This is a genomic window from Candidatus Pantoea rara (assembly GCF_051136265.1).
GTDB lineage: Bacteria > Pseudomonadota > Gammaproteobacteria > Enterobacterales > Enterobacteriaceae > Pantoea > Pantoea rara.
Genome location: NZ_CP194942.1, coordinates 1,813,947 through 1,835,238 on the forward strand (window position 1 = coordinate 1,813,947; position 21,292 = coordinate 1,835,238).

A 21,292-nucleotide genomic window follows, 5' to 3' on the forward strand; every position below is an offset into this window, starting at 1 on the left:
TTGAGGTTGAACGCCGGCATGTCCGGCGTTTTTATTGTTTTTAACATGGAGCGCCGCGCGTTGTTGGCTGCGGTGGAAATCAGACGTGAACTATTCTCTTATCGACCAGGATGATCAACTGGCAGACGTGTGTCAGAAAGCGCGCCAGCACGCGGCGGTGGCACTGGATACCGAATTTGTCCGCACCCGCACTTACTACCCACAGCTTGGCCTGATCCAGCTGTTCGACGATCATCAGTTGGTGCTGATTGACCCGCTCAATATCCGTGACTGGTCACCCTTTATTGCTTTACTCACCGACACCGGCGTGACTAAATTCCTGCATGCTGGTGGTGAAGATCTGGAAGTCTTCCTGCACCGTTTCGGCGTGCTGCCGACGCCTATGATCGACACCCAGATTCTGGCGGCATTTTCTGGCCAGCCGCTCTCATGGGGCTTTGCTTCGATGGTGGCGCATTTCACCCAGGTCGAACTCGATAAGAGTGAATCACGTACCGACTGGCTGGCACGCCCTCTGACCCAGCGTCAGTGTGAGTATGCGGCGGCGGACGTTCACTATCTGCTGCCAATTGCCCGTCAGCTGATGATCAATACGGAAGAGGCCGGCAACATGGCGGCGGCACTGAGTGAGTGCAATAATCTGTGTCAGCGTCGTCTGGATAGCCTGTCGCCGGAGGAAGCATGGCGCGATATCACTAATGCCTGGCAACTGCGCCCGCGTCAGCTGGCTGCACTGCAGCGACTGGCGTCCTGGCGTCTGAAGCTGGCACGTGAAAAGGATATGGCGGTGAACTTTGTGGTACGTGAAGAGCACCTGTGGAAAGTCGCGCGCTTTATGCCCGGCTCACTGGGTGAGCTGGATCATTTGGGGCTGTCAGGCCATGAAATCCGTTTCCACGGTAAAACGCTGGTGGCGCTCGTGGCCGAAGCCGAGGCGCTGGACGAAAGTGAACTGCCGGCTCCGCTGGGCAATCTGATCGATCATCCGCACTACAAGCAGGTGTTTAAGGCGATGAAAGCGCTGGTGCAGCAGGTCAGCGAGCAGAGCGGATTCAGTCAGGAGTTACTGGCGTCACGACGTCAGATTAATCAGGTATTAAGTCAGCACTGGGGCCTTAAGCCACAGGGACGTCAGCCGGAGTTACTCACCGGATGGCGAGGCGAACTGCTGAAACCCGGCATTGAGGACATTCTGGCGGGTTGTTAACCGGTTAAATTTCCCCTGCCAGAGCGCAGGGGAAATTCAGAAAACGGTCAGCGTCATTTAGTCACTTCATCCGTTTCCGGCAGCGTGACGTTCAGCTCCAGAATCGAGATGTCATCACCTTTCTGATCAAGCTGAACCGTCACCATTTCTGGATCGATCTTCACATATCTGCAAATCACTTCCAGAATGTCGCGCTTAAGTTGCGGAAGATAGTGGGGCTCACTGTCGCCCCTTCTCCGTTCTGCCACGATAATCTGCAGCCTTTCCTTGGCTATGTTGGCAGTGTTCTTCTTCCGGGATAAAAAGAAATCAAGTAATGCCATGGTTTATCCCCCGAACAGGCGTTTCAGGAAACCCTTCTTCTCTTCTTCGATAAAGCGGAAGGGGCGTACTTCACCGAGCAACCGTTCAACGGTATCGGCATAGGCTTTGCCAGCATCAGATTCGCCGTCAAGAATCACCGGTTCGCCCTGGTTAGAGGCACGTAACACCGATTGATCTTCAGGGATCACGCCGACCAGAGGAATGCGCAGGATTTCCAGCACATCTTCCATACTCAGCATATCACCACGGCTCACCCGGCCAGGGTTATAACGGGTCAGCAGCAGATGCTCCTTAACCGGGTCCTGACTGTTTTCAGCGCGGCGGGATTTGGAGGAGATGATGCCAAGGATGCGGTCGGAGTCACGGACAGAAGAGACTTCCGGGTTGGTGGTGATAATGGCTTCATCGGCAAAGTAGAGCGCCATCAGTGCGCCAGTTTCAATCCCTGCTGGTGAGTCGCAGACGATGAAATCGAACTCCATTGCTGCTAAATCGTTCAGGACTTTTTCAACACCTTCACGGGTCAGCGCATCTTTATCACGGGTCTGCGACGCAGGCAGGATATAGAGCATTTCAGTGCGTTTGTCGCGAATCAGCGCCTGATTGAGTGTGGCATCGCCCTGGATGACGTTGACGAAATCGTAGACCACGCGGCGTTCACAGCCCATGATCAAATCCAGGTTACGCAGACCGATATCAAAGTCGATGACAACTGTCTTTTTGCCTTTCTGCGCTAAACCGGTGGCGATGGCCGCGCTTGACGTGGTCTTACCAACGCCCCCTTTACCGGATGTAACTACAATAATGCGTGCCATAAATGTTGATTTCCTTAACAAAAGAAAAGGGGCCTAATTAAGTGTCTGGATAGTCAGCGCGCCATCCTGCAGGCACAGGCGCGCAGCTTTGCCAAAAAATTCTTGCGGGATCTGATCCATGATCCAGTACTCTCCTGCAATCGAGACCAGCTCGGCGGCCAGGTGGGTACAAAAAATCTGGCAGTTCTGGTCACCGCTGGCACCTGCCAGCGCGCGACCACGCATCATGCCGTAAATATGAATGTTGCCATCGGCAACCAGCTCGGCGCCGGCGCTAACGCTGCTGGTGATAATCAAATCAGCGTCACGCGCATAAATTTGCTGGCCTGAGCGCACCGGTGTATTCACGATGCGGGTTTTGGTTGCCACCGTCTCGGTTACAACCGGCAGCGGTTCAGGTAGGGGAGCCGGCTGCGGCGCTTCAGCGCGCGGTCTGGCCTCTTTACCTTCTGCCAGAACCGGCAGGCCTGCACGGGAGATCATGCTTTTCAGTGCTTCATTTTTGCAGCCGCTCACGCCAACGATGCGTAAACCGGTGGCGAGAATCGCCTGCTGCAGCTGTTTCCAGTTAACATCGGCACTCAATGTGGCAACGTTAAGTACAACCGGGGCGTTTTTCAGGAAATCCGGAGCCTGGTCAATCTTGTCCTGAAGTGCCTTACGAATCACCGCAGGGTCATGGTGATGCAAATGGACGACAGACAGGGTGAAACTGCTACCTTTGAATTCGATTGGCGTTTGCGACATCTGTCCCGACTCAGTCCTGTTTTCACTACCGTTAGCAAGGCGATGATAAAATCATCGATGAAGCGCTAACGGTGAATATTCGAAGTTCTGCAAGCATGTTATAGTTACAGCTATATTCAGACAAGCCTCAACGCCGGTTAATTCGAGTAAAAAATATGTTTTGTGTGATCTACAGAAGCCCGTTACGTGACCAGACTTATCTCTATGTTGAAAAAAAGGACGATTTCTCACGCGTTCCGCAAGAATTGCTGAAAGGTTTTGGCAAGCCGCAGCTGGCGATGGTGCTAAAGCTGGCGGGGCGCGACAGGCTGGCTAACGCGGATATCAATAAAGTGAAGCAGGGATTGAGTGAGCAGGGCTATTATTTACAGCTTCCCCCGCCAATTGAAAGTCTGCTAAAAGTTCATTTAGAGGCCGATAAAAAAGTTTAACTCGGATTCTTCTGTAAATATAAATCCTGTCGGTGCGATCCTGGCAGGATTATATTGCTTTGAAGCTGCGTAAAATAACCGTGTAGCTTATCTGTTTCACGCATGACTAAATTTCCTGCGCATTTTTTTCTCGCGATTTGTACGATTATTCAGCGCCCCGACGCCTCTATTTACGCTTTTTGACAAATTCCATACGCTGGAACGTTAAAAGGATCTTATTATCACGCCATGAGGCTGGCATTTCGATCAATGCCTGAGCAAACATCAACCCGCCAGCAGCGCTGGCATCACACCTAACCTGAACAGGGGATGATCATGTATCAGCATCGTAACTGGCAAGGCGCTCTGTTAGATTTTCCGGTCAGCAAAGTGGTTTGCGTCGGCAGCAATTACGCAAAACACATTAAAGAGATGGGCAGTGCAACGCCGACCGAGCCGGTCATCTTCATCAAGCCGGAGACGTCGCTGTGTGATTTACGCCAGCCGCTGTCGATTCCTGACGCCTTTGGCGAAGTGCATCACGAAGTGGAACTGGCGGTGTTGATTGGCGCGACGCTGAAGCAGGCGACAGAAGAACACGTGGCTAAGGCGATTGCAGGCTATGGCGTGGCGCTGGACCTGACCTTGCGTGACCTGCAGTCCGGACTGAAAAAAGCGGGCCAGCCGTGGGAAAAATCCAAAGGCTTTGATAACGCCTGTCCTGTCTCCGGTTTCATCCCGGTTTCGGACTTCAGTGGCGACCCGCAGAACGTCGAGCTGAAGCTGGTGGTGAATGGTGAAGTGCGTCAGCACGGCAACACCGAAGACATGATTCATAAGATCCTGCCGTTGATTGCCCATATGAGCCGCTACTTTACCCTGCGTGCCGGAGATGTAATTCTGACCGGAACGCCAGAAGGGGTTGGCCCAATGCGTTCGGGTGACCAGCTGGAAGTCTCCCTGGCGGGTCACGGCATCAGTACGCGGGTACTCTAAAAACTTGCATCACCGCAGCATAGGCTTTATAAGGTGCGGTTTAGGCACAATCCGGATAAATCATCATGACTGACACCCCTTTCTGGCAACAAAAACGCCTGGCACAAATGAGCGATGAGGAATGGGAATCCTTGTGTGATGGTTGTGGACAGTGCTGCCTGAACAAGTTGCAGGATGCCGACACCGATGAGATTTACTTCACCAATGTCGCCTGCGATCAGCTCAATATTAAAACCTGCCAGTGCCGTAATTATGAGCGCCGCTTCGAGTTGGAAGAGGATTGCATCAAGTTAACGCGTGAGAATCTGACCACCTTTAACTGGCTGCCGCGCACCTGCGCTTACCGGCTGCTGGGTGAAGGCAAAGATTTACCCGCCTGGCATCCGCTGCGGGCCGGTTCGAAAACCGCCATGCACGCGCAGCGTATTTCGGTGCGTTATATTGCGGTGCGGGAGAGTGAAGTGCGGGACTGGGAAGATCACATCATTGATCGTCCCGATCGCAACGGCTAAGCGCCGCGGCATCAACCTGAAGCGTAAAAAGGCTGCCACTGGCAGCCTTTTTTGATTTCAGCGACTAAAGAGATCGCGGCGTTTCGGTTTCAGCGGCTGGGCAATCAGCACCAGTGCTGCGACCAGCAGATAACCGGCGAACACCACGATCATCCACTGCGGCATGCTGAGTGTCAGGAACGTCCAGCTGCGTTCTGCGCAGTCACCGCTGGCCAGGAACACAGACGGCAGCCATTTATCCAGCGGTAATCCGCTGGGGAAGCGGGCAGCAAAATCACAGGTGGTGAAGGGGTTAGGGTGCAGCTGAATCATCGTATGTTCGTAAGAAAGACGCAGACCTTCCCAGGCACTGTAGATCCACAACGCCAGCGCCGCCAGACGCAACGGTGATTTTGGTGCAATGGCACCCACCAGGCCTGCGCCCAGCACACCGAACAGCGCGTTACGCTCATAGATACACATCACACAGGGCTTAAGCCCCATCACGTGCTGAAAAAAGAGTGCCGTCAATTCCAGAGCCAGAGCCGTCAGTGCCAGTAATAACCAGGCTCCACGGCCCCGTGAACATTGATTCAGATATCGCAACATATTGCATTCCCTGTAAACGTTAATGCCACGCAGTGTAAACCAAAAGCATTTGCAAACCAGCCAGGTGCGGGGAAAAATCGTGTGCAAACATGACCTGATTCTGATCCAGAGCAGGTTAAATGAGGATAAAAAGGTGATGTCCGTTCAGCAAACAGAGCGGACATTGATGAGGTCAACAAGGCTGGGTGCGTTCGGCAGCAAACGAAACGGCAGACGCAGGCTATCCGGTGCAGACATTCCGTGATTTCAGGATGACATTTTGCCGCGCTGGCACTCGCATCGTTTCAGCACGGGAAATCGTATCAAATGATCGTCGTCTTAACGCAGCAGAATGAACTGTCAGCCATTCTGAAATATGCGCCCGCGCCCGGTTTTAATAGTTATGCAGGCTATATCCGCTATAGGGCGTCTGGTATGATGAGTCCTCATCATGATTAGAAAAGCAACGAGAACACATTGCTATGGTTATAAAGGCTCAGAGTCCAGCGGGATTTGCTGAAGAGTATATTATTGAAAGCATCTGGAACAGTCGCTTTCCACCTGGATCGATTCTTCCTGCTGAGCGTGAGCTTTCTGAATTGATTGGGGTGACGCGCACCACCTTGCGTGAAGTGCTGCAGCGACTGGCGCGTGATGGCTGGCTGACGATTCAGCACGGTAAACCGACGCGGGTGAATGATTTCTGGGAGACGTCCGGTCTCAATATTCTGGAAACGCTGGCCCGTCTCGATCACGACAGCGTTCCGGTGCTGATTGATAACCTGCTGTCAGTCCGCAGTAATATTTCATCGATCTTTATCAGCCGTGCGCTGCGCCATCATCCGGACAAAGCGCGTGAAGTGCTGGAGACGGTGAGTGCCGCAGCCGATCAGGCGGATGCCTACACCGAACTCGACTACCGGGTATTCCGTGGTCTGGCGTTTGCATCGGGTAATCCGATTTACGGTCTGATCCTGAATGGCCTGAAAGGTCTTTACACCCGCGTTGGCCGTCACTACTTCTCTAATCCCGAAGCCCGCCAGGTCGCGCGTGATTTCTATCTCAAACTCCTGGCGCTGTGCGACAAAGAACCTGGACAGGATGAGATCGTGGACGTGGTACGCAACTATGGCCGCCGCAGCGGTGAAATCTGGCACAGCATGCAGAAAAACCTGCCCGAAGACCTCGGCAGCAAGCGCTAAAAAAAACCGGACATCGCGTCCGGTTTTTTGCTTCTAGATGTCATCATCAGATGGGCCGTCAGAGTGAAGAACCGCGTGGTGGATTGCGATCCAGCAGTTCCACACTGCCATCCTCGTTCTGCTGTTCCAGAATCACATCAAATCCCCACAGACGATGCACATGCTTCAGCACCTCGCGACGGCTTTTATCCAGCGGCGTGCGACTCTGCGGCACATAGCGCAGGGTCAGGGAACGGTCACCGCGCACATCCACGTTATAGACCTGAATGTTCGGTTCAAGATTACTCAGGTTGTACTGCGCAGAGAGCTGCTGGCGAATCGCCCGGTAGCCTGCCTCATCATGGATAGCGGCGATTTCCAGATAATTGTTGCGATCGTCATCCAGCACGGTAAACAGCCGGAAGTCACGCATCACTTTCGGCGAGAGGAACTGGCTGATAAAACTCTCGTCCTTGAACTCACGCATCGCAAAATGCAGTGTTTCCAGCCAGTCGGAACCGGCGATATCCGGGAACCAGTAGCGATCCTCTTCAGTCGGCGACTGACAGATACGCTTGATATCCTGCATCATCGCAAATCCTAAAGCGTAAGGGTTGATGCCGTTGTACCACTGACTGTTGTAGGGCGGCTGAAACACCACGTTAGTATGGCTGTGCAGGAACTCCATCATAAAGCGTTCCGACACTTTGCCTTCGTCATACAGGTGATTCAGGATGGTGTAGTGCCAGAAGGTCGCCCAGCCTTCATTCATCACCTGGGTCTGCTTCTGCGGATAGAAATACTGACTCACTTTGCGTACGATGCGCAGGATCTCACGCTGCCATGGCTCCAGCAGCGGGGCGTTTTTTTCCATAAAATAGAGCAGGTTTTCCTGCGGCTCAGAAGGATAACGCGCAGCCTCAAAGGCTACCGCCTCTGTCTCACGTCGTGGGAGCGTTCGCCACAGGGTGTTCACCTGACTTTGCAGATACTCTTCCCGGCTCTTCTGCCGCGCCTTCTCCTCCTGCAGGGAGATCTTCTGCGGACGTTTATAGCGGTCGACGCCATAATTCATTAAGGCATGACAGGAGTCGAGCAGCCGTTCGACCTCTTCAACGCCGTAACGCTCTTCACAGTCACTGATATAGTTTTTGGCAAAAAGCAGGTAATCGACAATCGATCCGGCATCCGTCCAGCTGCGGAAAAGATAGTTATTTTTGAAGAACGAGTTGTGGCCATAGCAGGCATGCGCCATCACCAGCGCCTGCATAGTCATGGTGTTCTCTTCCATAAGGTAGGCGATGCAGGGGTTAGAGTTGATGACAATTTCATAGGCCAGGCCCTGCTGACCATGCTTATAGCGTTGCTCGGTCTCGATAAACTTTTTGCCGAATGACCAGTGTGAATAGTTGATGGGCATGCCAACGCTGGAATAGGCGTCCATCATCTGTTCAGAGGTAATGACTTCGATTTGGTGTGGGTAGGTATCAAGCCGGTAGAGTTTCGCGACCCGATCGATCTCTGCTAAGTAGACATCGAGCAGTTCGAATGTCCAGTCTGGTCCGTCATTGAGTCGTTTGCTGTCTCTGATGGCTTCGTCAAAGATTGTCGTCATAGCGCACCTCTTTTATGCAAACCGGCTGACCCGAAAGACAACCCGTTCTGGTTATTTAAGGCTTCATCCTGAAAAAAGGGAACCCGAAAAAAACTGAGCGAACACAACAATGATAGCCCACTGTCGCTTATCCGAAATGCGAACTCAAACGAATTCTTTGGCACAAAATCATTAAGACGAGTGCGTCAGAGAATTTAAAAGCCTTTAATTCGAATGTTATTTTAAAACGCGGAATATCATCCTGTTTATAAGCGGAATGTATGGGGTTGAATGATTCTCCTGCCATGCACAGATTTAACTGCCTCCGTTGTCATTTATTCCTGTGTTTAGGGATTGAGGCGCATAAAGCGCTGAAATTGGCTGTGCGACAAGATTTTAGTTACCTGAAAAGTGAAAAAGATGTGAAATGGATGCTGAATTTATGGGGTGATGTCCGCTGTGTAAATCCGCTGACTATCATCTGCTGAACAGTGAATTATGCTTTTACATGCCGGGTGGGGGAGCTATGCACGTTGTAATTCTTGGAAGTGGTGTGGTTGGAGTGGCAAGTGCCTGGTATCTGGCGCGTGCCGGACATCAGGTCACCGTCATCGATCGTCAGCCCGCCGCAGCGATGGAGACCAGTGCAGGTAATGCCGGTCAGATCTCTCCGGGCTATGCCGCACCCTGGGCAGCTCCGGGTGTGCCGTTGAAAGCGGTCAAGTGGATGTTTCAGCGTCACGCGCCGCTGGCTATTCGCCTCGATGGCAGCGGTTTCCAGCTGGAATGGATGTGGCACATGCTGCGCAACTGCGATATCAACCACTATCAGCAGAACAAAAGCCGCATGGTGCGGATTGCCGAATACAGCCGTGACTGCCTGAAAGCGCTGCGCTCTGAGACCGGCATCGCCTATGAGGGCCGCCAGGGCGGAACGCTGCAGCTGTTCCGCACTCAGCAGCAGTTTGACAGCGCTAGCAAAGATATTGCTGTGCTGCGCGACGCGGGCGTACCTTATGAGCTGTTAGAGGCGCATGAACTGTCACGTGTTGAACCGGCTCTGGCGGCGACTCAGCATAAACTCACCGGCGGATTACGCCTGCCCAACGATGAAACCGGCGACTGTCAGCTCTTTACGCAGCGGCTGGCAAAAATGGCCGAAGAGGCAGGCGTGGTGTTCCGTTTCAATACCCCGGTCGATCATCTGCTGCGCGATGGCAATCGCATTTATGGCGTGAAGTGCGGCGAGGAGATCATCAAGGCGGACAGCTATGTGGTGGCTTTTGGTTCCTACTCCACCGCGCTGTTAAAAAACGTTATCGATATTCCAGTCTATCCGCTTAAAGGCTACTCACTCACGATTCCGATTAAAAATCCTGACGCTGCGCCGGTTTCCACGATCCTGGATGAGACCTACAAAGTGGCAGTGACCCGGTTTGACGACCGTATCCGTGTTGGCGGAATGGCGGAGATTGTTGGTTTTAACACCAAACTCACCGAAGCGCGGCGGGAAACCCTGGAGATGGTTGTCAGTGATCTCTATCCTGAAGGCGGTCATGTCGCGCAGGCGAGTTTCTGGACCGGTCTGCGTCCGATGACGCCAGACGGTACGCCGATTGTGGGTGCCACGCCAATCTCCAACCTCTGGCTCAACACCGGTCACGGTACGCTGGGCTGGACGATGGCATGTGGTTCGGGTCAGTTACTGGCCGATCTCATCTCCGGTAAAAAGCCTGCCATTGCGGCGGATGACCTGGCGGTGTTCCGCTACTTACCCGGTTTCGCGGCGACCTCATCGCCGCTGCGTAACGCCAACGCAACTCGTTAAGTATTCAGGGAGAGAGAGGATGTCACGTCCGATTATTGCGACCATCAATCAGCAGGCGTTACGTCATAACCTGACGGTCGTTCGCCAGGCAGCGCCCGCATCGCGCGTCTGGTCAGTGGTGAAGGCCAATGCTTACGGCCATGGTATTGATCGCGTTCGCGAGGCGTTATCCGCCACCGACGGCTTTGCACTGCTGAATATGGAAGAGGCGATTCTGCTGCGTGAGCAGGGCTGGAAAAAGCCGATTCTGCTGCTGGAGGGGTTCTTCCAGCCAGAGGATCTGCAGTTAATCGACCGCTATCGCCTCACCACCAGCGTGCACAGCAACTGGCAAATCAAAGCGCTGGCCAGCGCCACGCTTTCTGCGCCAGTGGATATCTATCTCAAAATGAACAGCGGAATGAACCGTCTGGGCTTTCGTCCGGAGCAGGTCAACGGCGCATGGCAGAAGCTGCGGGCGCTGAGCACTGTCGGTGAGATGACGCTGATGGCCCATTTTGCCGATGCCGAAAACCCCCAGGGTCTGATTGCCCCGCTGCAGCGCGTAGAGCAGGCGGCTGAGGGACTGAACTGCCCGCGATCGCTCTCTAATTCGGCCTGTACCTTATGGCATCCTGAAGCGCATTTTGACTGGGTGCGTCCCGGCATCATTCTGTATGGCGCATCGCCCAGCGGTGACTGGCAGGACATCGCAGGTAGTGGCCTGAAGCCGGTGATGACCTTAAGCAGTGAGATTATCGCGGTTCAGCAATTACAGGCTGGCGATGGTGTGGGTTACGGCTACCGGTATCACGCCAGCACGGCGCAGCGGATTGGCGTGGTGGCCTGCGGTTACGCCGATGGCTATCCGCGTCATGCCCCAACCGGCACGCCGATCTGCGTTGATGGCGTGATGACGCAGGTGGTGGGCGCGGTTTCCATGGACATGATCACCGTGGATTTAACGCCCTGTCCTCAGGCCGGGATTGGCTCCGCCGTAGAGCTGTGGGGCGAGCAGGTGAAAATCGATCAGGTGGCAAAAGCGGCGGGAACGGTAGGGTACGAGCTAATGTGCGCACTGGCACCCCGCGTTCCGGTCACCGTTATTTAAGCGCGGTCAGGCTGCCGCGCATCTTTCTGCTGCAGCGCCAGGCGATAAAGGCCAGCGCTGCACCCAGCAGCATCATCAGACTCAGCGACAGCTTCTCTGCCACCGGCAGTGCGACGATCACCAGGCTGCCTGCCGCACCGCCCGCCATCTGAATGAATCCCTGCAGGGCGGACGCCACGCCCGCCTGTTGCTGATATGGCTCCAGCGCATAGCTGGTGGCCGGTCCCACCGTAAAGGCCAGTCCGGCCACCGATACCGCCACCGGGAACATGTAGAGCGCCCAGTGCGTCTGCATCTCCGCCGGGAAAATCTGCATCCCCGCCACCAGCAACACCGCACCCAGCAGCATAGTGAAGAATCCCATCGCCAGGCAGAAAGGGCGGCCCGCTTTACGAATGGCTTTATTGACGAACATGCTGACAAACATGATCCAGAAACCGTTGGCCCCGAAAGCAAACGAGAACTGGATCGGCGTCAGACCGCCTTCGGTCATTAATACCTGCGGCGCCAGCGACACATAGGTCAACACCATGCCCAGCGCACCCGCATTGGCAAAGGCGAACGCCAGAAAACGCGGCTGACGCAGAATTTCGGCGTACTGCTTAATCGGTAATCCTTTCACCCGCAGCGTATCTGCCGGGCGCGTTTCCGGCAGCCAGATAATCACCAGCAGCGTAATCAGCAGGCCATAGCCGCAGAGGAACCAGAAGGGTGCACGCCAGTCAAAGGCGCTGGCCAGCAGCCCACCCAGCAGCGGGGCCAGAGCCGGAACAATATTAAGTGCGCCATTCAGGAAGCCATAGGCGCGGGCGGCATCATCGCCACTCAGGCGGTCGCGCACGCCGCTAAAAGCGACAACGGCGCTACAGCAGACGCCACAGCCCTGCACCAGACGAGCCAGGACGAACAGTGGGAATGAAGTGGCGGTGGCAGCGATGGCGCTGCCCGTGATGTAGAGCGCGAGACCCAGCAGGGCAATCGGCTTACGCCCATAATTGTCCACCAGCGGGCCGGTCACCAGCTGTCCCAGCCCCATCACCAGCAGAAACAGAGGAATGGTGGTCTGCACCAGATTAACCGGCGTATCCAGGCCTTCTGCAATTTGTGGCAGCGTGGGCAAATAAAGGTCGATGCCTAAGGGTGCCAGCAGCACCAGGCTTAATAACAGCAGAGTAAATTTTTGCATAACAACCAGAGGGTAAGCGTTCTGTTAAAAAACGATCGCAGAGGGTAATGATTCAGAGGCAAAAAAGATAGAGGAAGTCGTGCGGAAAATGCGATGCCTGCTGTAAACAGGCATCGCATCAGGGCTTAGTAAGCGCCGTCACGGCGTAGCACCACACCTGCGGTTTTGAACAGGATCGCGATATCGGTCCAGAGCGCCCAGTTTTTGACATACCAGGAGTCAAAGTAGACGCGGGTGTCATAGTCGATATCATTACGTCCGCTGACCTGCCAGAGACCGGTCATGCCGGGTTTCGCCATCAGGTAGTAGTCAACATCACCAGCGTAGCGCTCCAGCTCAGCTTCGATAACCGGACGCGGCCCCACCAGGCTCATCTCGCCACGGATTACGTTCCACAGCTGCGGTAACTCATCCAGGCTGGTCTTACGCAGGAAACTACCAATGCGGGTCACGCGCGGGTCATTCTTCAGTTTGAAATCTTTGTCCCACTCCATCCGGGCTGCTTCGCTGGTCGCCAGTAATTTCTCCAGCACTTCTTTGGAATTGGTCACCATGGAACGGAATTTCAGGCATTTGAATTTTTTGCCATTCTGGCCCACACGTTCGTGACCATAAATCGCATTGCCGCCGTCGCGTTTCACCATGTAGCAGAGCAGGGCGAATATCGGACCAAGGAACAGCAGCAGCATTGACGCCACCACGATATCAAAGGCACGCTTCATGAAACGGGAAGAGTGTTTTGCCAGGTTATTACTGACGCGCAGGATCATCACTTCATGACTGAAGATGAAGGACATGTCCGTGCCGTAAAGCGGCACACCGCGCAGCGTCGGGATCACTGAAACTGAACGGCAGTTCATCTTCGACAGGAATTTCAGCCAGCGATCGCGCATTGGCTGCTGTTCATACTCCATAGCGACAATAAACTGCACGTTGTCACGGTCAATGGTCTGCCAGTTAATGTCTTTCCAGGTGATTACGGGCACACCATTCACGCTCTGCTGAGCCGGAACATCATCGACCGAAATAAACGCCTGGACGTTGTAGCCCAGAATCTCTTCACTCTGCAGTGCGGCATAGGCTTCGGTGGCGTTTTTACCGGAACCGATAATAATGGTCTCTTTCTGCCACTGGCCTGCCTTGTTAATGGCGCGTTTAACCAGAGCACGCATCAGTGGCAGCAACAGCAGGGCATATGTCCAGCTGAAAACCCACACCATGCGTGAGAAGTCCCATTTAGAGAAGGCGATCAGTGCGAGGTCGAGCAGCGAGAAAACAAATAATGTTTTAACGATCTCTTTCAGCTCAAACCAGAACGGTTTGCGATATGTGTAATGACGCAGACGTACCCAGAACCAGCCGGTACACATTACTGACATAATAAACTGTGCCACAAAACGGTATTCAATCTGATGCGGTGGAATAAAGGTATCCAGCTCGCCGCAAATACCTTGTATCGTCGCGGCAGATAAAAACAGTGCAAGGTTAAGTGCAATCAGATCGGAAAAGCTCAGGGCGAATTTCACGATGATATTTTTACGCGTGCCGCTCCATGAGCGGCTCGGGCTATTCATTATCAATGTACTTGCCATAAAACCTGCTCTCTTTCTCAAGTAAAAGATGGCCTGACCAGAATCAGGTTCGCGCTCAGGAGTGGGCTCTGAAAAATTAAAAAATAATTTTCAGTCTGTTGCAGTCAGTAAAGCCAGTGCAGCTGCAAAAAAGTTAACAATTAAAGCGTGATGGTACTCACGAAATGTTGCAGCATTGAGAAAGAGTATGCAGGAGTTATTTGACAGAGTTAATACGGAAAAAATCTGAAAACATCAAAAGTGATTAAAGTTTTAAATAGCTAAGTTGATGTTTATTTTGAATAAAATAAGAGAGGGGCTAATTATAACTAAACTGTTTAAGACGCTTTTTAGGAATTACCGCCGAGTCTTACGACTGGCGGCAATGATAGAGGCTCAGGCAGGTTTCTTTAAAATCCAGCGGTCCTGCTGTTTATCGTAGTGACCGATCTGCAGATTTACCGGTTCCCCGTCAATCCAGGCCGGCACGCTGGTATCGCGATCCCAGCCATCAAGTTGGGTGATTAAGCCGGGATTGGTGTGACAGGGGATACTGACAGTGTCCGTATTTTCACCGTCAAGATCGGCATCAACAATCTCATAACGACCAATTTTAACCACGTGTCCCATTCATTTCTCCCGTTTTTACTGGCATAGACAAGTAAGCTTAGCGTATTGAGAGAAAATAACGTGGCTGAATCATTAGGATTATTCCTTCTCTTCCGCCGGACGGACGCCAATCTTCACGATACGGTTATCCTCTTTCTCCGCAACAGTCCATGTCAGCTGATTCCACTCCACCTGATCGCCGACCACCGGCGAACCGCCCAGCATTGCGAGCACCAGTTGTCCCAGCGACTGCTGATCATTGGTGCTCTCATCCAGCTCCAGCCCGTAAATCTGCGCAACGTCGCGCAGGCGAGCTTCTGCATCCAGAATAAAGTCGCCAAAGAAGCGCTGGTCGAGCGAGACCGGCGGTGACTGGCTGAACATTTTACCCAGCGCCGGAAGATCGCGCTCGCGGCCAATCACGCAAATTACGTCGTTCTCTTTAAGCCGCGTCCCGCCGTTGGGGTGCATCAGCACATTGTCACGGAACAGGGCAGCGATGCGGGTTTCACGGGGCATCTGCAGATCTCGTAATGCGGCACCGACGCACCACTTGTCGGCGCTGAGCTGATAGACAAACTGCTCCCAGGGGTTTTCCGGGTGAATATCCAGACCGATACGGCTGATAGGCGAGGCTGTTGGTGGCACCACCACTTTGGCTTTTTTCGCGGCAAACCCCAGCGAGGTACCCTGCAACATCAGGGAGACCAGCACCACGAAGAAGGCGATATTAAAATAGAGCGAGGCGTTCTCTAATCCAGCCATCATCGGGAAGACCGCCAGGATAATCGGTACCGCACCCCGTAAGCCGACCCAACTGATAAAAAAACGCTCGCGGGTCGTGAAGTTGCGGAACGGCAGCAGGCCAATAAACACCGACAGGGGACGCGCCACCAGAATCAGCCATAGCGAGAGGAGCATCGCCGGCACCGCGATATGCCATAAATCAGAGGGCGTGACCAGCAGCCCCAGCACAATGAACATGCCGATCTGGCTGAGCCACGCCATACCATCAAAGGTCTGCAGAATGCCATGGCGGTTACGAATCGGGCTGTTGCCCAGCAGGAAGCCGCACAGATAGACCGCCAGGATGCCACTGCCCTCTAAGACCGTGGTCAGAGCGAACACCAGAATGCCGCCACTCAACGCCAGCAGCGGATAAAGGCCAGGAGCCAGACTGATGCGATTAATCAGCTGCTGCAGCGCCCAGCCGCCGCCCAGGCCTAATACGATACCCAGACCGAACTGCTGCACCAGATGCACCAGGAACATCCAGTCAAGGCCGCTGCGGCCCTGTTCGATCATCTCAATCAGGGTGATGGTCAGAAACACGGCCATCGGGTCGTTACTGCCTGATTCTATCTCCAGCGTGGAGCTGACGCGCTCATTCAGGCCTTTGTCACCCAGCAGGGAAAAGACTGCGGCGGCATCCGTGGAGCCGATAATCGCGCCAATCAGGAAGCCCTGCATCATGTCGAGGTTAAACAGCCAGGCAGCCACCACACCGGTTAAGCCAGCGGTGATCATTACGCCAACGGTCGCCAGCGACAGCGCGGGTCCCAGCGCGACTTTAAACGAGCTGGCTTTGGTCCGCATGCCGCCATCCAGCAGGATGATCGCCAGCGCCAGGTTAGAGATTAAATAGGCCGCCGGATAGTTATCAAAAGCGATGCCGCCGATACCATCAACACCGGTCAGCATGCCCAGAGCGAGGAAGATAACCAGAATAGGGATGCCCAGCCGGGACGAGAAAGAGCTGAGCAGAATACTCGATGCAACCAGCACGGAACCGATGATAAAAAGACTGTAGACAATAGTGTGGTTCAAACCCGGTCTCCTGAGATATGACAGTGCGATGCAGCGACTGCTGACAAATATCCATGCTATCTCTGAAAGATAATGTTTTATCAAGGAGTTGTCATTGTGAAAATGTTCATTATACGAATTGCTTAACAGGATAAGGAATCAGATTAATGTGAAGAATGAGGGGGTTGGCAGACAAGTGGAAGAAAACAGGCCGTTTTAGCATGTTATTCGGGTGATAAAAAAGCCGGTGATTAGCCGGCTCAGACGGTACCGCATATAAAATTGATGAGAACAGACTCGCTGAGTGGTGCGTCAGGCTTCCGTTGCCTGTTTATGAAACAGCGACCGGAACACCGGATAGATATCTTCGGGCTCACGGATATGTTCAATGGCAAAGTTATCGAATGTCGCCTGCAGATGCTCATACTCACGCCACAGCGTCTGATGCGCACGGCGGGTAATCTCGATATAACTGTAATAACGCACTACCGGCAGAATATGCTTCGCCAGAATCTCATGACAGAGCGGAGAATCGTCAGCCCAGTTATCGCCATCCGAGGCCTGCGCCGCGTAAATATTCCACTGCGCCGGGTCATACCGCTCTTTCACCACCTCATCCATCAGTTTCAGCGCACTGGAAACAATCGTGCCGCCGGTCTCCTGAGAGTAGAAGAATTCCTGTTCATCCACCTCTTTGGCCTGGGTGTGATGACGGATATAGACCACATCGACATTCTTGTAGGTGCGGCTCAGGAACAGATAGAGCAGGATATAGAAGCGTTTCGCCATATCCTTGGTGGCCTGATCCATCGAACCGGAGACATCCATCAGACAGAACATCACCGCCTGGCTGGAAGGCTCCGGGCGTTTCTCAAAGTTTTTGTAGCGCAGGTCGAAGGTATCGATAAACGGAACGCGCTCGATGCGCGCCCGCAGCTCGGCGATCTCTTTGCGCAGCCGCTCCTCCTCAAGCAACTGAGCCGGTTCAGTTTTCTCAATCTCCTGCAGCGTCTCTTCCAGTTCGTGCAGCATGCGACGTTTACCCGCCGTCATTGCCGTACGACGCGCCAGCGAGTTTTGCAGTGAACGCACGACGCTGATATTGGCCGGTACGCCATTGGAGGTGAAACCGGCACGGTGAGTCTTGTATTCATTGAGCTGACGATGCTGGTTGCGGCGCAGGTTAGGCAGGGCGAGATCTTCAAACAGCAGGTCAAGATACTCATCTTTCGAGATTTGAAAGACAAACTCATCCTGTCCTTCACCATCCTGACTGGCATTGCCCTGACCACTGCCGCCGCCACCGCCACCCTGAGGCCGCTCAACCCGGTCATTCTGCACAAAATGGTCGTTGCCCGGATGGACCCGATGGCGATTCCCGCCGCGTCCCTGATGGAAAATTGGCTCATTGATATCGTCAATCGGGATAGAGACTGACTCACCGCTGCTTACGTCGGTCACCGAGCGTTTGTTGATGGCCTCGGAGATCGACTGCTTAATTTGCGACTTATAACGGCGTAAAAAGCGCTGGCGGTTGACCGCGCTTTTGTTTTTACCGTTAAGCCGGCGATCGATGAAATAGGCCATGGTATTCCCCCAAACTACATTGTAAGCAGGCCGGGCGAACCCGACCCTGTCACACCGGTATCACTTACCGGCAAGCTTACAGACACTTATCAGGACGATTTACGCACACGCAGATACCATTCACATAGCAGGCGGACCTGTTTGCGGGTATAGCCTTTTTCCATCATGCGATCGACAAAATCATCATGCTTTTTCTGCTCATCGGTAGAGGTCTTGGTGTTAAACGAGATGACCGGCAGCAACTCTTCCGTATTCGAGAACATTTTCTTCTCAATGACAGTGCGTAATTTCTCGTAACTGGTCCAGTTGGGATTACGACCGTTATTGTGTGCCCGGGCGCGCAGCACGAAGTTAACGATTTCGTTACGGAAATCTTTTGGGTTGCTGATGCCAGCAGGCTTCTCGATTTTCTCCAGTTCCGCGTTGAGCGATTCACGGTCGAACAGCTGTCCGGTGTCGGGATCGCGATACTCCTGATCCTGAATCCAGAAATCTGCATAGGTCACATAGCGGTCAAAGATGTTTTGACCATACTCGGAATAGGATTCCAGATAGGCGGTCTGAATCTCTTTGCCGATAAACTCGGCATATTTCGGAATCAGATAGCCTTTGAGGTGCTCAAGGTATTTCTCTGCCTGATCCTGCGGGAACTGCTCGCGCTCAATCTGCTGCTCCAGCACGTAGAACAGGTGAACCGGGTTAGCCGCCACTTCGGCATGGTCGAAGTTAAACACCCGCGACAGGATTTTAAACGCAAAGCGGGTCGAGAGACCGTTCATCCCCTCATCCACACCGGCATAGTCGTGATACTCCTGCCAGGACTTCGCTTTTGGGTCGGTATCTTTCAGGCTCTCACCATCGTACACCCGCATTTTGGAGTAGATGCTGGAGTTCTCAGGATCTTTCAGGCGAGACAGGATAGAGAAGCGTGCCAGTGTTTCCAGCGTGCCAGGTGCGCAGGGCGAGGTAGCCAGCTCACTGTGATTAAGTAACTTGTCGTAGATTTTGATCTCTTCAGAGACCCGCAGGCAGTAGGGCACCTTGACGATGTAAACACGGTCAAGGAACGCCTCATTATTCTTGTTATTACGGAACGTCACCCACTCTGATTCGTTGGAGTGCGCCAGAATTATGCCGTTAAACGGCAGTGCCGAGATTCCTTCGGTGCCGTTATAGTTCCCTTCCTGCGTTGCTGTCAGTAACGGGTGCAGCACCTTGATTGGCGCTTTAAACATCTCAACGAATTCCATAATGCCCTGGTTCGCGCGGCAGAGTGCGCCAGAGTAGCCGTAGGCATCGGGATCGTTTTGCGCGTGGTTTTCAAGCTTACGGATATCGACTTTACCCACCAGCGCAGAGATATCCTGGTTGTTCTCATCACCCGGTTCAGTTTTGGCGATCGCCAGCTGTTCCAGAATCGACGGCCAGACTTTAACGACTTTAAAACGTGAAATATCGCCACCAAAATCGTGCAGACGTTTAGCGGCCCACGGCGACATGACCGTGCCGAGGTAACGGCGCGGTACGCCATACTCTTTTTCAAGAATGTGCGCATCTTCCTGCGGATTAAAAAGGCAAAGAGGATGGTCATTCACCGGGCTGCGTTCACCGTCGGCACTGAGCACATAAATAGGCACCCGCTGCATCAGCGACTTAAGCCGTTCCGCCAGTGATGATTTACCGCCACCTACCGGGCCCAGCAAATAGAGGATCTGTTTCTTCTCTTCCAGTCCCTGGGCGGCATGTTTCAGGTAGGAGACGATCTGTTCAATCGCTTCCTCCATGCCGTAAAACTCCTCGAACGCCGGATAGCGTCCCATCACACGGTTGGAAAATATTCTGGAAAGGCGTGGCTCCTGAGCAGTGTCGACCATTACTGGCTCTCCGATAGCCATTAACAGTCGCTCTGCAGCGTTGGCGTATGCACTGCGATCCTGCTTACAGATGGCAAGAAATTCCTGCAGTGTGAACTCTTCGTCCTTGGCAGCTTCATAACGCTGACGATAGTGATCGAATATATTCATAGCGATGCCCGTCCTTTCGTTTTTAGCACAGGTAAGGAGCGTAATTAGAGACTTGTAGCAGCTCCCGGAAGATATTCTCTGTTGAGTACAGCAACCCTTATGCCAACCTGATCTTTTTTATCGGGATACACAACTTTTGTGGTTACTCTGCTCTGTCAAAAACTCTGCTGTTACTTCTAACTGTAGATGGCTTCCAGGAAATGTCCTCCACGGGTTTAGGTAAATGAGGGTGAGATCAACAGCATAATGAGTTTGTAATGAGATGGGTGGCGCTGGTGATAGTTTAACTTAACGCGTTTTTAACCTTTGATGCCACTTTCATCGCTGCATGACTTAAAGTAATTCGATATAAGTTAATCCAGCCGTAAAAAAACGTTAGACTTCCTGTTTGATTGTTATATTTATGGAATGAATAAATTGTGAACCAATTCAAATTTAAGACGCTTGTTGCACTTCTGCCTTGTTATTTACTTACCTCACAGGCTATTGCCGCACCGCTTTCTCTGGGCGCGTCGGTAATCTACGCTGAGTCACCGTACCGCGGTGGTCAGGACCGCTATATCCCGTTCCCGGTGATCAATTATGAGGGTGAAGACTTCTGGTTCCACAGCCTGCAGGGTGGTTACTACCTGTGGAAAGATCCCCAGAATCAACTGTCCTTGACGCTGCTGGGTTCACCGCAGGAGTACAAACCGGGTGACAACGATCTGGGCGACATGAAAGGGCTGGATAAACGCCGCATGACGCTGATGGGTGGTGCAACTTATCGTCATACTGCTGACTGGGGTATTGTCCGCACTTCACTTTTGGGTGATGTGCTGAACAATAGCAACGGAATGATGTGGGACCTGACTTACCTTTATCGTTTCCAGATGGGTGACTTCAGCCTGACCCCGGGCATTGGTGCGGTCTGGAACAGCGCCAATCAAAACCGTTATTACTATGGTGTCTCAGCGCATGAGAGCGCCCGTACCGGCATCAGCCGTTATAAGCCAGATGACAGCTGGTCACCTTATGTCGAACTGAATGCCAGCTATCAGATTTCGCCAGAGTGGAATGCGAGCCTGACGGGGCGTTACATCAGCTTCGACAGCGAAATCAAAGATAGCCCGATGATCGATAAAAGCGGACAGGCGTTAATCTGGACGGGGGTGAGTTATACCTTCTGATAACGCTTCATTTGCATCTAAAGGGGGCATCTGATGCCCTCTGTTCTTTTTCGGGGCCCTGAAATGGGG

General features: G+C 53.1%; 19 protein-coding genes. 8 read left to right on the top strand and 11 right to left on the bottom strand.

Annotated features, from left to right (window positions below; all coding sequences use genetic code 11):
- The first annotated feature begins 85 nt into the window (after positions 1-85).
- Positions 86-1,207: a ribonuclease D gene (gene rnd, locus ACR8BF_RS08525; protein WP_314984082.1), complete on the top strand. Its 1,122-nt coding sequence runs from the start codon at positions 86-88 to the stop codon at positions 1,205-1,207.
- Between the two features lie 53 nt (positions 1,208-1,260).
- Here the strand turns inward: rnd and minE are convergent, their stop codons facing one another.
- Genes minE through minC form a run of 3 tightly spaced genes read right to left on the bottom strand, consistent with a single transcriptional unit; the run spans position 1,261 to position 3,093 of the window.
- Positions 1,261-1,530, bottom strand: a complete 270-nt coding sequence (minE, locus tag ACR8BF_RS08530) for a cell division topological specificity factor MinE (RefSeq protein ID WP_008925314.1) — start codon at positions 1,528-1,530, stop codon at positions 1,261-1,263.
- A 3-nt stretch (positions 1,531-1,533) separates the two neighbouring features.
- Positions 1,534-2,346: a septum site-determining protein MinD gene (minD, locus tag ACR8BF_RS08535; protein ID WP_179895573.1), complete on the bottom strand. Its 813-nt coding sequence runs from the start codon at positions 2,344-2,346 to the stop codon at positions 1,534-1,536.
- Between the two features lie 33 nt (positions 2,347-2,379).
- Complete coding sequence (gene minC / locus ACR8BF_RS08540) at positions 2,380-3,093, bottom strand: septum site-determining protein MinC (protein ID WP_179895574.1); 714 nt, start codon at positions 3,091-3,093, stop codon at positions 2,380-2,382.
- A gap of 155 nt (positions 3,094-3,248) precedes the next feature.
- Here minC and ACR8BF_RS08545 point away from each other — a divergent pair, with 155 nt between their 5' ends.
- The 3 genes from ACR8BF_RS08545 to ACR8BF_RS08555 all read left to right on the top strand — a co-directional run bounded on the left by ACR8BF_RS08545 (position 3,249) and on the right by ACR8BF_RS08555 (position 5,011).
- Entirely contained in the window at positions 3,249-3,524 is a 276-nt protein-coding gene (locus tag ACR8BF_RS08545; protein ID WP_434745865.1) for a YcgL domain-containing protein, read from the top strand.
- Positions 3,525-3,839: 315 nt separating this feature from the next.
- Positions 3,840-4,499, top strand: a complete 660-nt coding sequence (locus ACR8BF_RS08550; protein WP_179895576.1) for a fumarylacetoacetate hydrolase family protein — start codon at positions 3,840-3,842, stop codon at positions 4,497-4,499.
- Positions 4,500-4,564: 65 nt separating this feature from the next.
- On the top strand, positions 4,565-5,011 hold the full coding sequence (locus ACR8BF_RS08555) for a YcgN family cysteine cluster protein (RefSeq protein ID WP_090960412.1): 447 nt from the start codon (positions 4,565-4,567) through the stop codon (positions 5,009-5,011).
- Between the two features lie 57 nt (positions 5,012-5,068).
- Here the strand turns inward: ACR8BF_RS08555 and dsbB are convergent, their stop codons facing one another.
- Positions 5,069-5,599, bottom strand: coding sequence for a disulfide bond formation protein DsbB (gene dsbB / locus ACR8BF_RS08560; protein WP_132498749.1), 531 nt, complete (start codon positions 5,597-5,599; stop codon positions 5,069-5,071).
- Positions 5,600-6,060: 461 nt separating this feature from the next.
- Between dsbB and fadR the strand changes: the two genes are divergently transcribed.
- The gene (fadR, locus tag ACR8BF_RS08565; RefSeq protein ID WP_179895577.1) at positions 6,061-6,780 is read left to right on the top strand and encodes a fatty acid metabolism transcriptional regulator FadR; all 720 of its coding nucleotides are present in this window, start codon (positions 6,061-6,063) and stop codon (positions 6,778-6,780) included.
- 58 nt (positions 6,781-6,838) lie between these two features.
- On the opposite strand, the gene ACR8BF_RS08570 is transcribed toward fadR, so the two are convergent.
- Positions 6,839-8,374, bottom strand: a complete 1,536-nt coding sequence (locus ACR8BF_RS08570; protein ID WP_033732860.1) for a SpoVR family protein — start codon at positions 8,372-8,374, stop codon at positions 6,839-6,841.
- A gap of 505 nt (positions 8,375-8,879) precedes the next feature.
- Here ACR8BF_RS08570 and ACR8BF_RS08575 point away from each other — a divergent pair.
- Complete coding sequence (locus ACR8BF_RS08575; RefSeq protein WP_179895578.1) at positions 8,880-10,181, top strand: D-amino acid dehydrogenase; 1,302 nt, start codon at positions 8,880-8,882, stop codon at positions 10,179-10,181.
- Between the two features lie 19 nt (positions 10,182-10,200).
- The gene (gene dadX, locus ACR8BF_RS08580) at positions 10,201-11,271 is read left to right on the top strand and encodes a catabolic alanine racemase DadX (protein WP_292992336.1); all 1,071 of its coding nucleotides are present in this window, start codon (positions 10,201-10,203) and stop codon (positions 11,269-11,271) included.
- Here dadX and ACR8BF_RS08585 read toward each other — a convergent pair.
- From ACR8BF_RS08585 to yeaG, 6 genes are all read right to left on the bottom strand, one after another.
- Complete coding sequence (locus tag ACR8BF_RS08585; RefSeq protein ID WP_292992337.1) at positions 11,264-12,457, bottom strand: multidrug effflux MFS transporter; 1,194 nt, start codon at positions 12,455-12,457, stop codon at positions 11,264-11,266. The genes dadX and ACR8BF_RS08585 overlap by 8 nt on opposite strands.
- Before the next feature lie 125 nt (positions 12,458-12,582).
- Entirely contained in the window at positions 12,583-14,049 is a 1,467-nt protein-coding gene (wbaP, locus tag ACR8BF_RS08590; protein WP_434745866.1) for an undecaprenyl-phosphate galactose phosphotransferase WbaP, read from the bottom strand.
- Positions 14,050-14,424: 375 nt separating this feature from the next.
- The gene (locus tag ACR8BF_RS08595) at positions 14,425-14,658 is read right to left on the bottom strand and encodes a DUF1480 family protein (RefSeq protein WP_179895582.1); all 234 of its coding nucleotides are present in this window, start codon (positions 14,656-14,658) and stop codon (positions 14,425-14,427) included.
- A 78-nt stretch (positions 14,659-14,736) separates the two neighbouring features.
- The gene (locus ACR8BF_RS08600) at positions 14,737-16,464 is read right to left on the bottom strand and encodes a potassium/proton antiporter (RefSeq protein WP_179895583.1); all 1,728 of its coding nucleotides are present in this window, start codon (positions 16,462-16,464) and stop codon (positions 14,737-14,739) included.
- 291 nt (positions 16,465-16,755) lie between these two features.
- The gene (locus ACR8BF_RS08605) at positions 16,756-18,030 is read right to left on the bottom strand and encodes a YeaH/YhbH family protein (RefSeq protein ID WP_003852738.1); all 1,275 of its coding nucleotides are present in this window, start codon (positions 18,028-18,030) and stop codon (positions 16,756-16,758) included.
- Between the two features lie 89 nt (positions 18,031-18,119).
- A complete protein-coding gene (gene yeaG, locus ACR8BF_RS08610) occupies positions 18,120-20,054 on the bottom strand; it encodes a protein kinase YeaG (protein WP_434745867.1) in 1,935 nt (644 codons plus the stop codon).
- Between the two features lie 419 nt (positions 20,055-20,473).
- On the opposite strand from yeaG, the gene ACR8BF_RS08615 reads away from it, so the two are divergent.
- Positions 20,474-21,223, top strand: coding sequence for a MipA/OmpV family protein (locus ACR8BF_RS08615; protein ID WP_179895585.1), 750 nt, complete (start codon positions 20,474-20,476; stop codon positions 21,221-21,223).
- The last annotated feature ends 69 nt before the right edge of the window (positions 21,224-21,292 follow it).

What these genes read in the sequence shown, in the direction of transcription:
- minE (WP_008925314.1), bottom strand. Translation starts at nt 1,530, where the DNA reads ATGGCATTACTTGATTTCTTTTTATCCCGGAAGAAGAACACTGCCAAC.
- minD (WP_179895573.1), bottom strand. Translation starts at nt 2,346, where the DNA reads ATGGCACGCATTATTGTAGTTACATCCGGTAAAGGGGGCGTTGGTAAG.
- minC (WP_179895574.1), bottom strand. Translation starts at nt 3,093, where the DNA reads ATGTCGCAAACGCCAATCGAATTCAAAGGTAGCAGTTTCACCCTGTCT.
- ACR8BF_RS08545 (WP_434745865.1), top strand. Translation starts at nt 3,249, where the DNA reads ATGTTTTGTGTGATCTACAGAAGCCCGTTACGTGACCAGACTTATCTC.
- ACR8BF_RS08550 (WP_179895576.1), top strand. Translation starts at nt 3,840, where the DNA reads ATGTATCAGCATCGTAACTGGCAAGGCGCTCTGTTAGATTTTCCGGTC.
- ACR8BF_RS08555 (WP_090960412.1), top strand. Translation starts at nt 4,565, where the DNA reads ATGACTGACACCCCTTTCTGGCAACAAAAACGCCTGGCACAAATGAGC.
- dsbB (WP_132498749.1), bottom strand. Translation starts at nt 5,599, where the DNA reads ATGTTGCGATATCTGAATCAATGTTCACGGGGCCGTGGAGCCTGGTTA.
- fadR (WP_179895577.1), top strand. Translation starts at nt 6,061, where the DNA reads ATGGTTATAAAGGCTCAGAGTCCAGCGGGATTTGCTGAAGAGTATATT.
- ACR8BF_RS08570 (WP_033732860.1), bottom strand. Translation starts at nt 8,374, where the DNA reads ATGACGACAATCTTTGACGAAGCCATCAGAGACAGCAAACGACTCAAT.
- ACR8BF_RS08575 (WP_179895578.1), top strand. Translation starts at nt 8,880, where the DNA reads ATGCACGTTGTAATTCTTGGAAGTGGTGTGGTTGGAGTGGCAAGTGCC.
- dadX (WP_292992336.1), top strand. Translation starts at nt 10,201, where the DNA reads ATGTCACGTCCGATTATTGCGACCATCAATCAGCAGGCGTTACGTCAT.
- ACR8BF_RS08585 (WP_292992337.1), bottom strand. Translation starts at nt 12,457, where the DNA reads ATGCAAAAATTTACTCTGCTGTTATTAAGCCTGGTGCTGCTGGCACCC.
- wbaP (WP_434745866.1), bottom strand. Translation starts at nt 14,049, where the DNA reads ATGGCAAGTACATTGATAATGAATAGCCCGAGCCGCTCATGGAGCGGC.
- ACR8BF_RS08595 (WP_179895582.1), bottom strand. Translation starts at nt 14,658, where the DNA reads ATGGGACACGTGGTTAAAATTGGTCGTTATGAGATTGTTGATGCCGAT.
- ACR8BF_RS08605 (WP_003852738.1), bottom strand. Translation starts at nt 18,030, where the DNA reads ATGGCCTATTTCATCGATCGCCGGCTTAACGGTAAAAACAAAAGCGCG.
- yeaG (WP_434745867.1), bottom strand. Translation starts at nt 20,054, where the DNA reads ATGAATATATTCGATCACTATCGTCAGCGTTATGAAGCTGCCAAGGAC.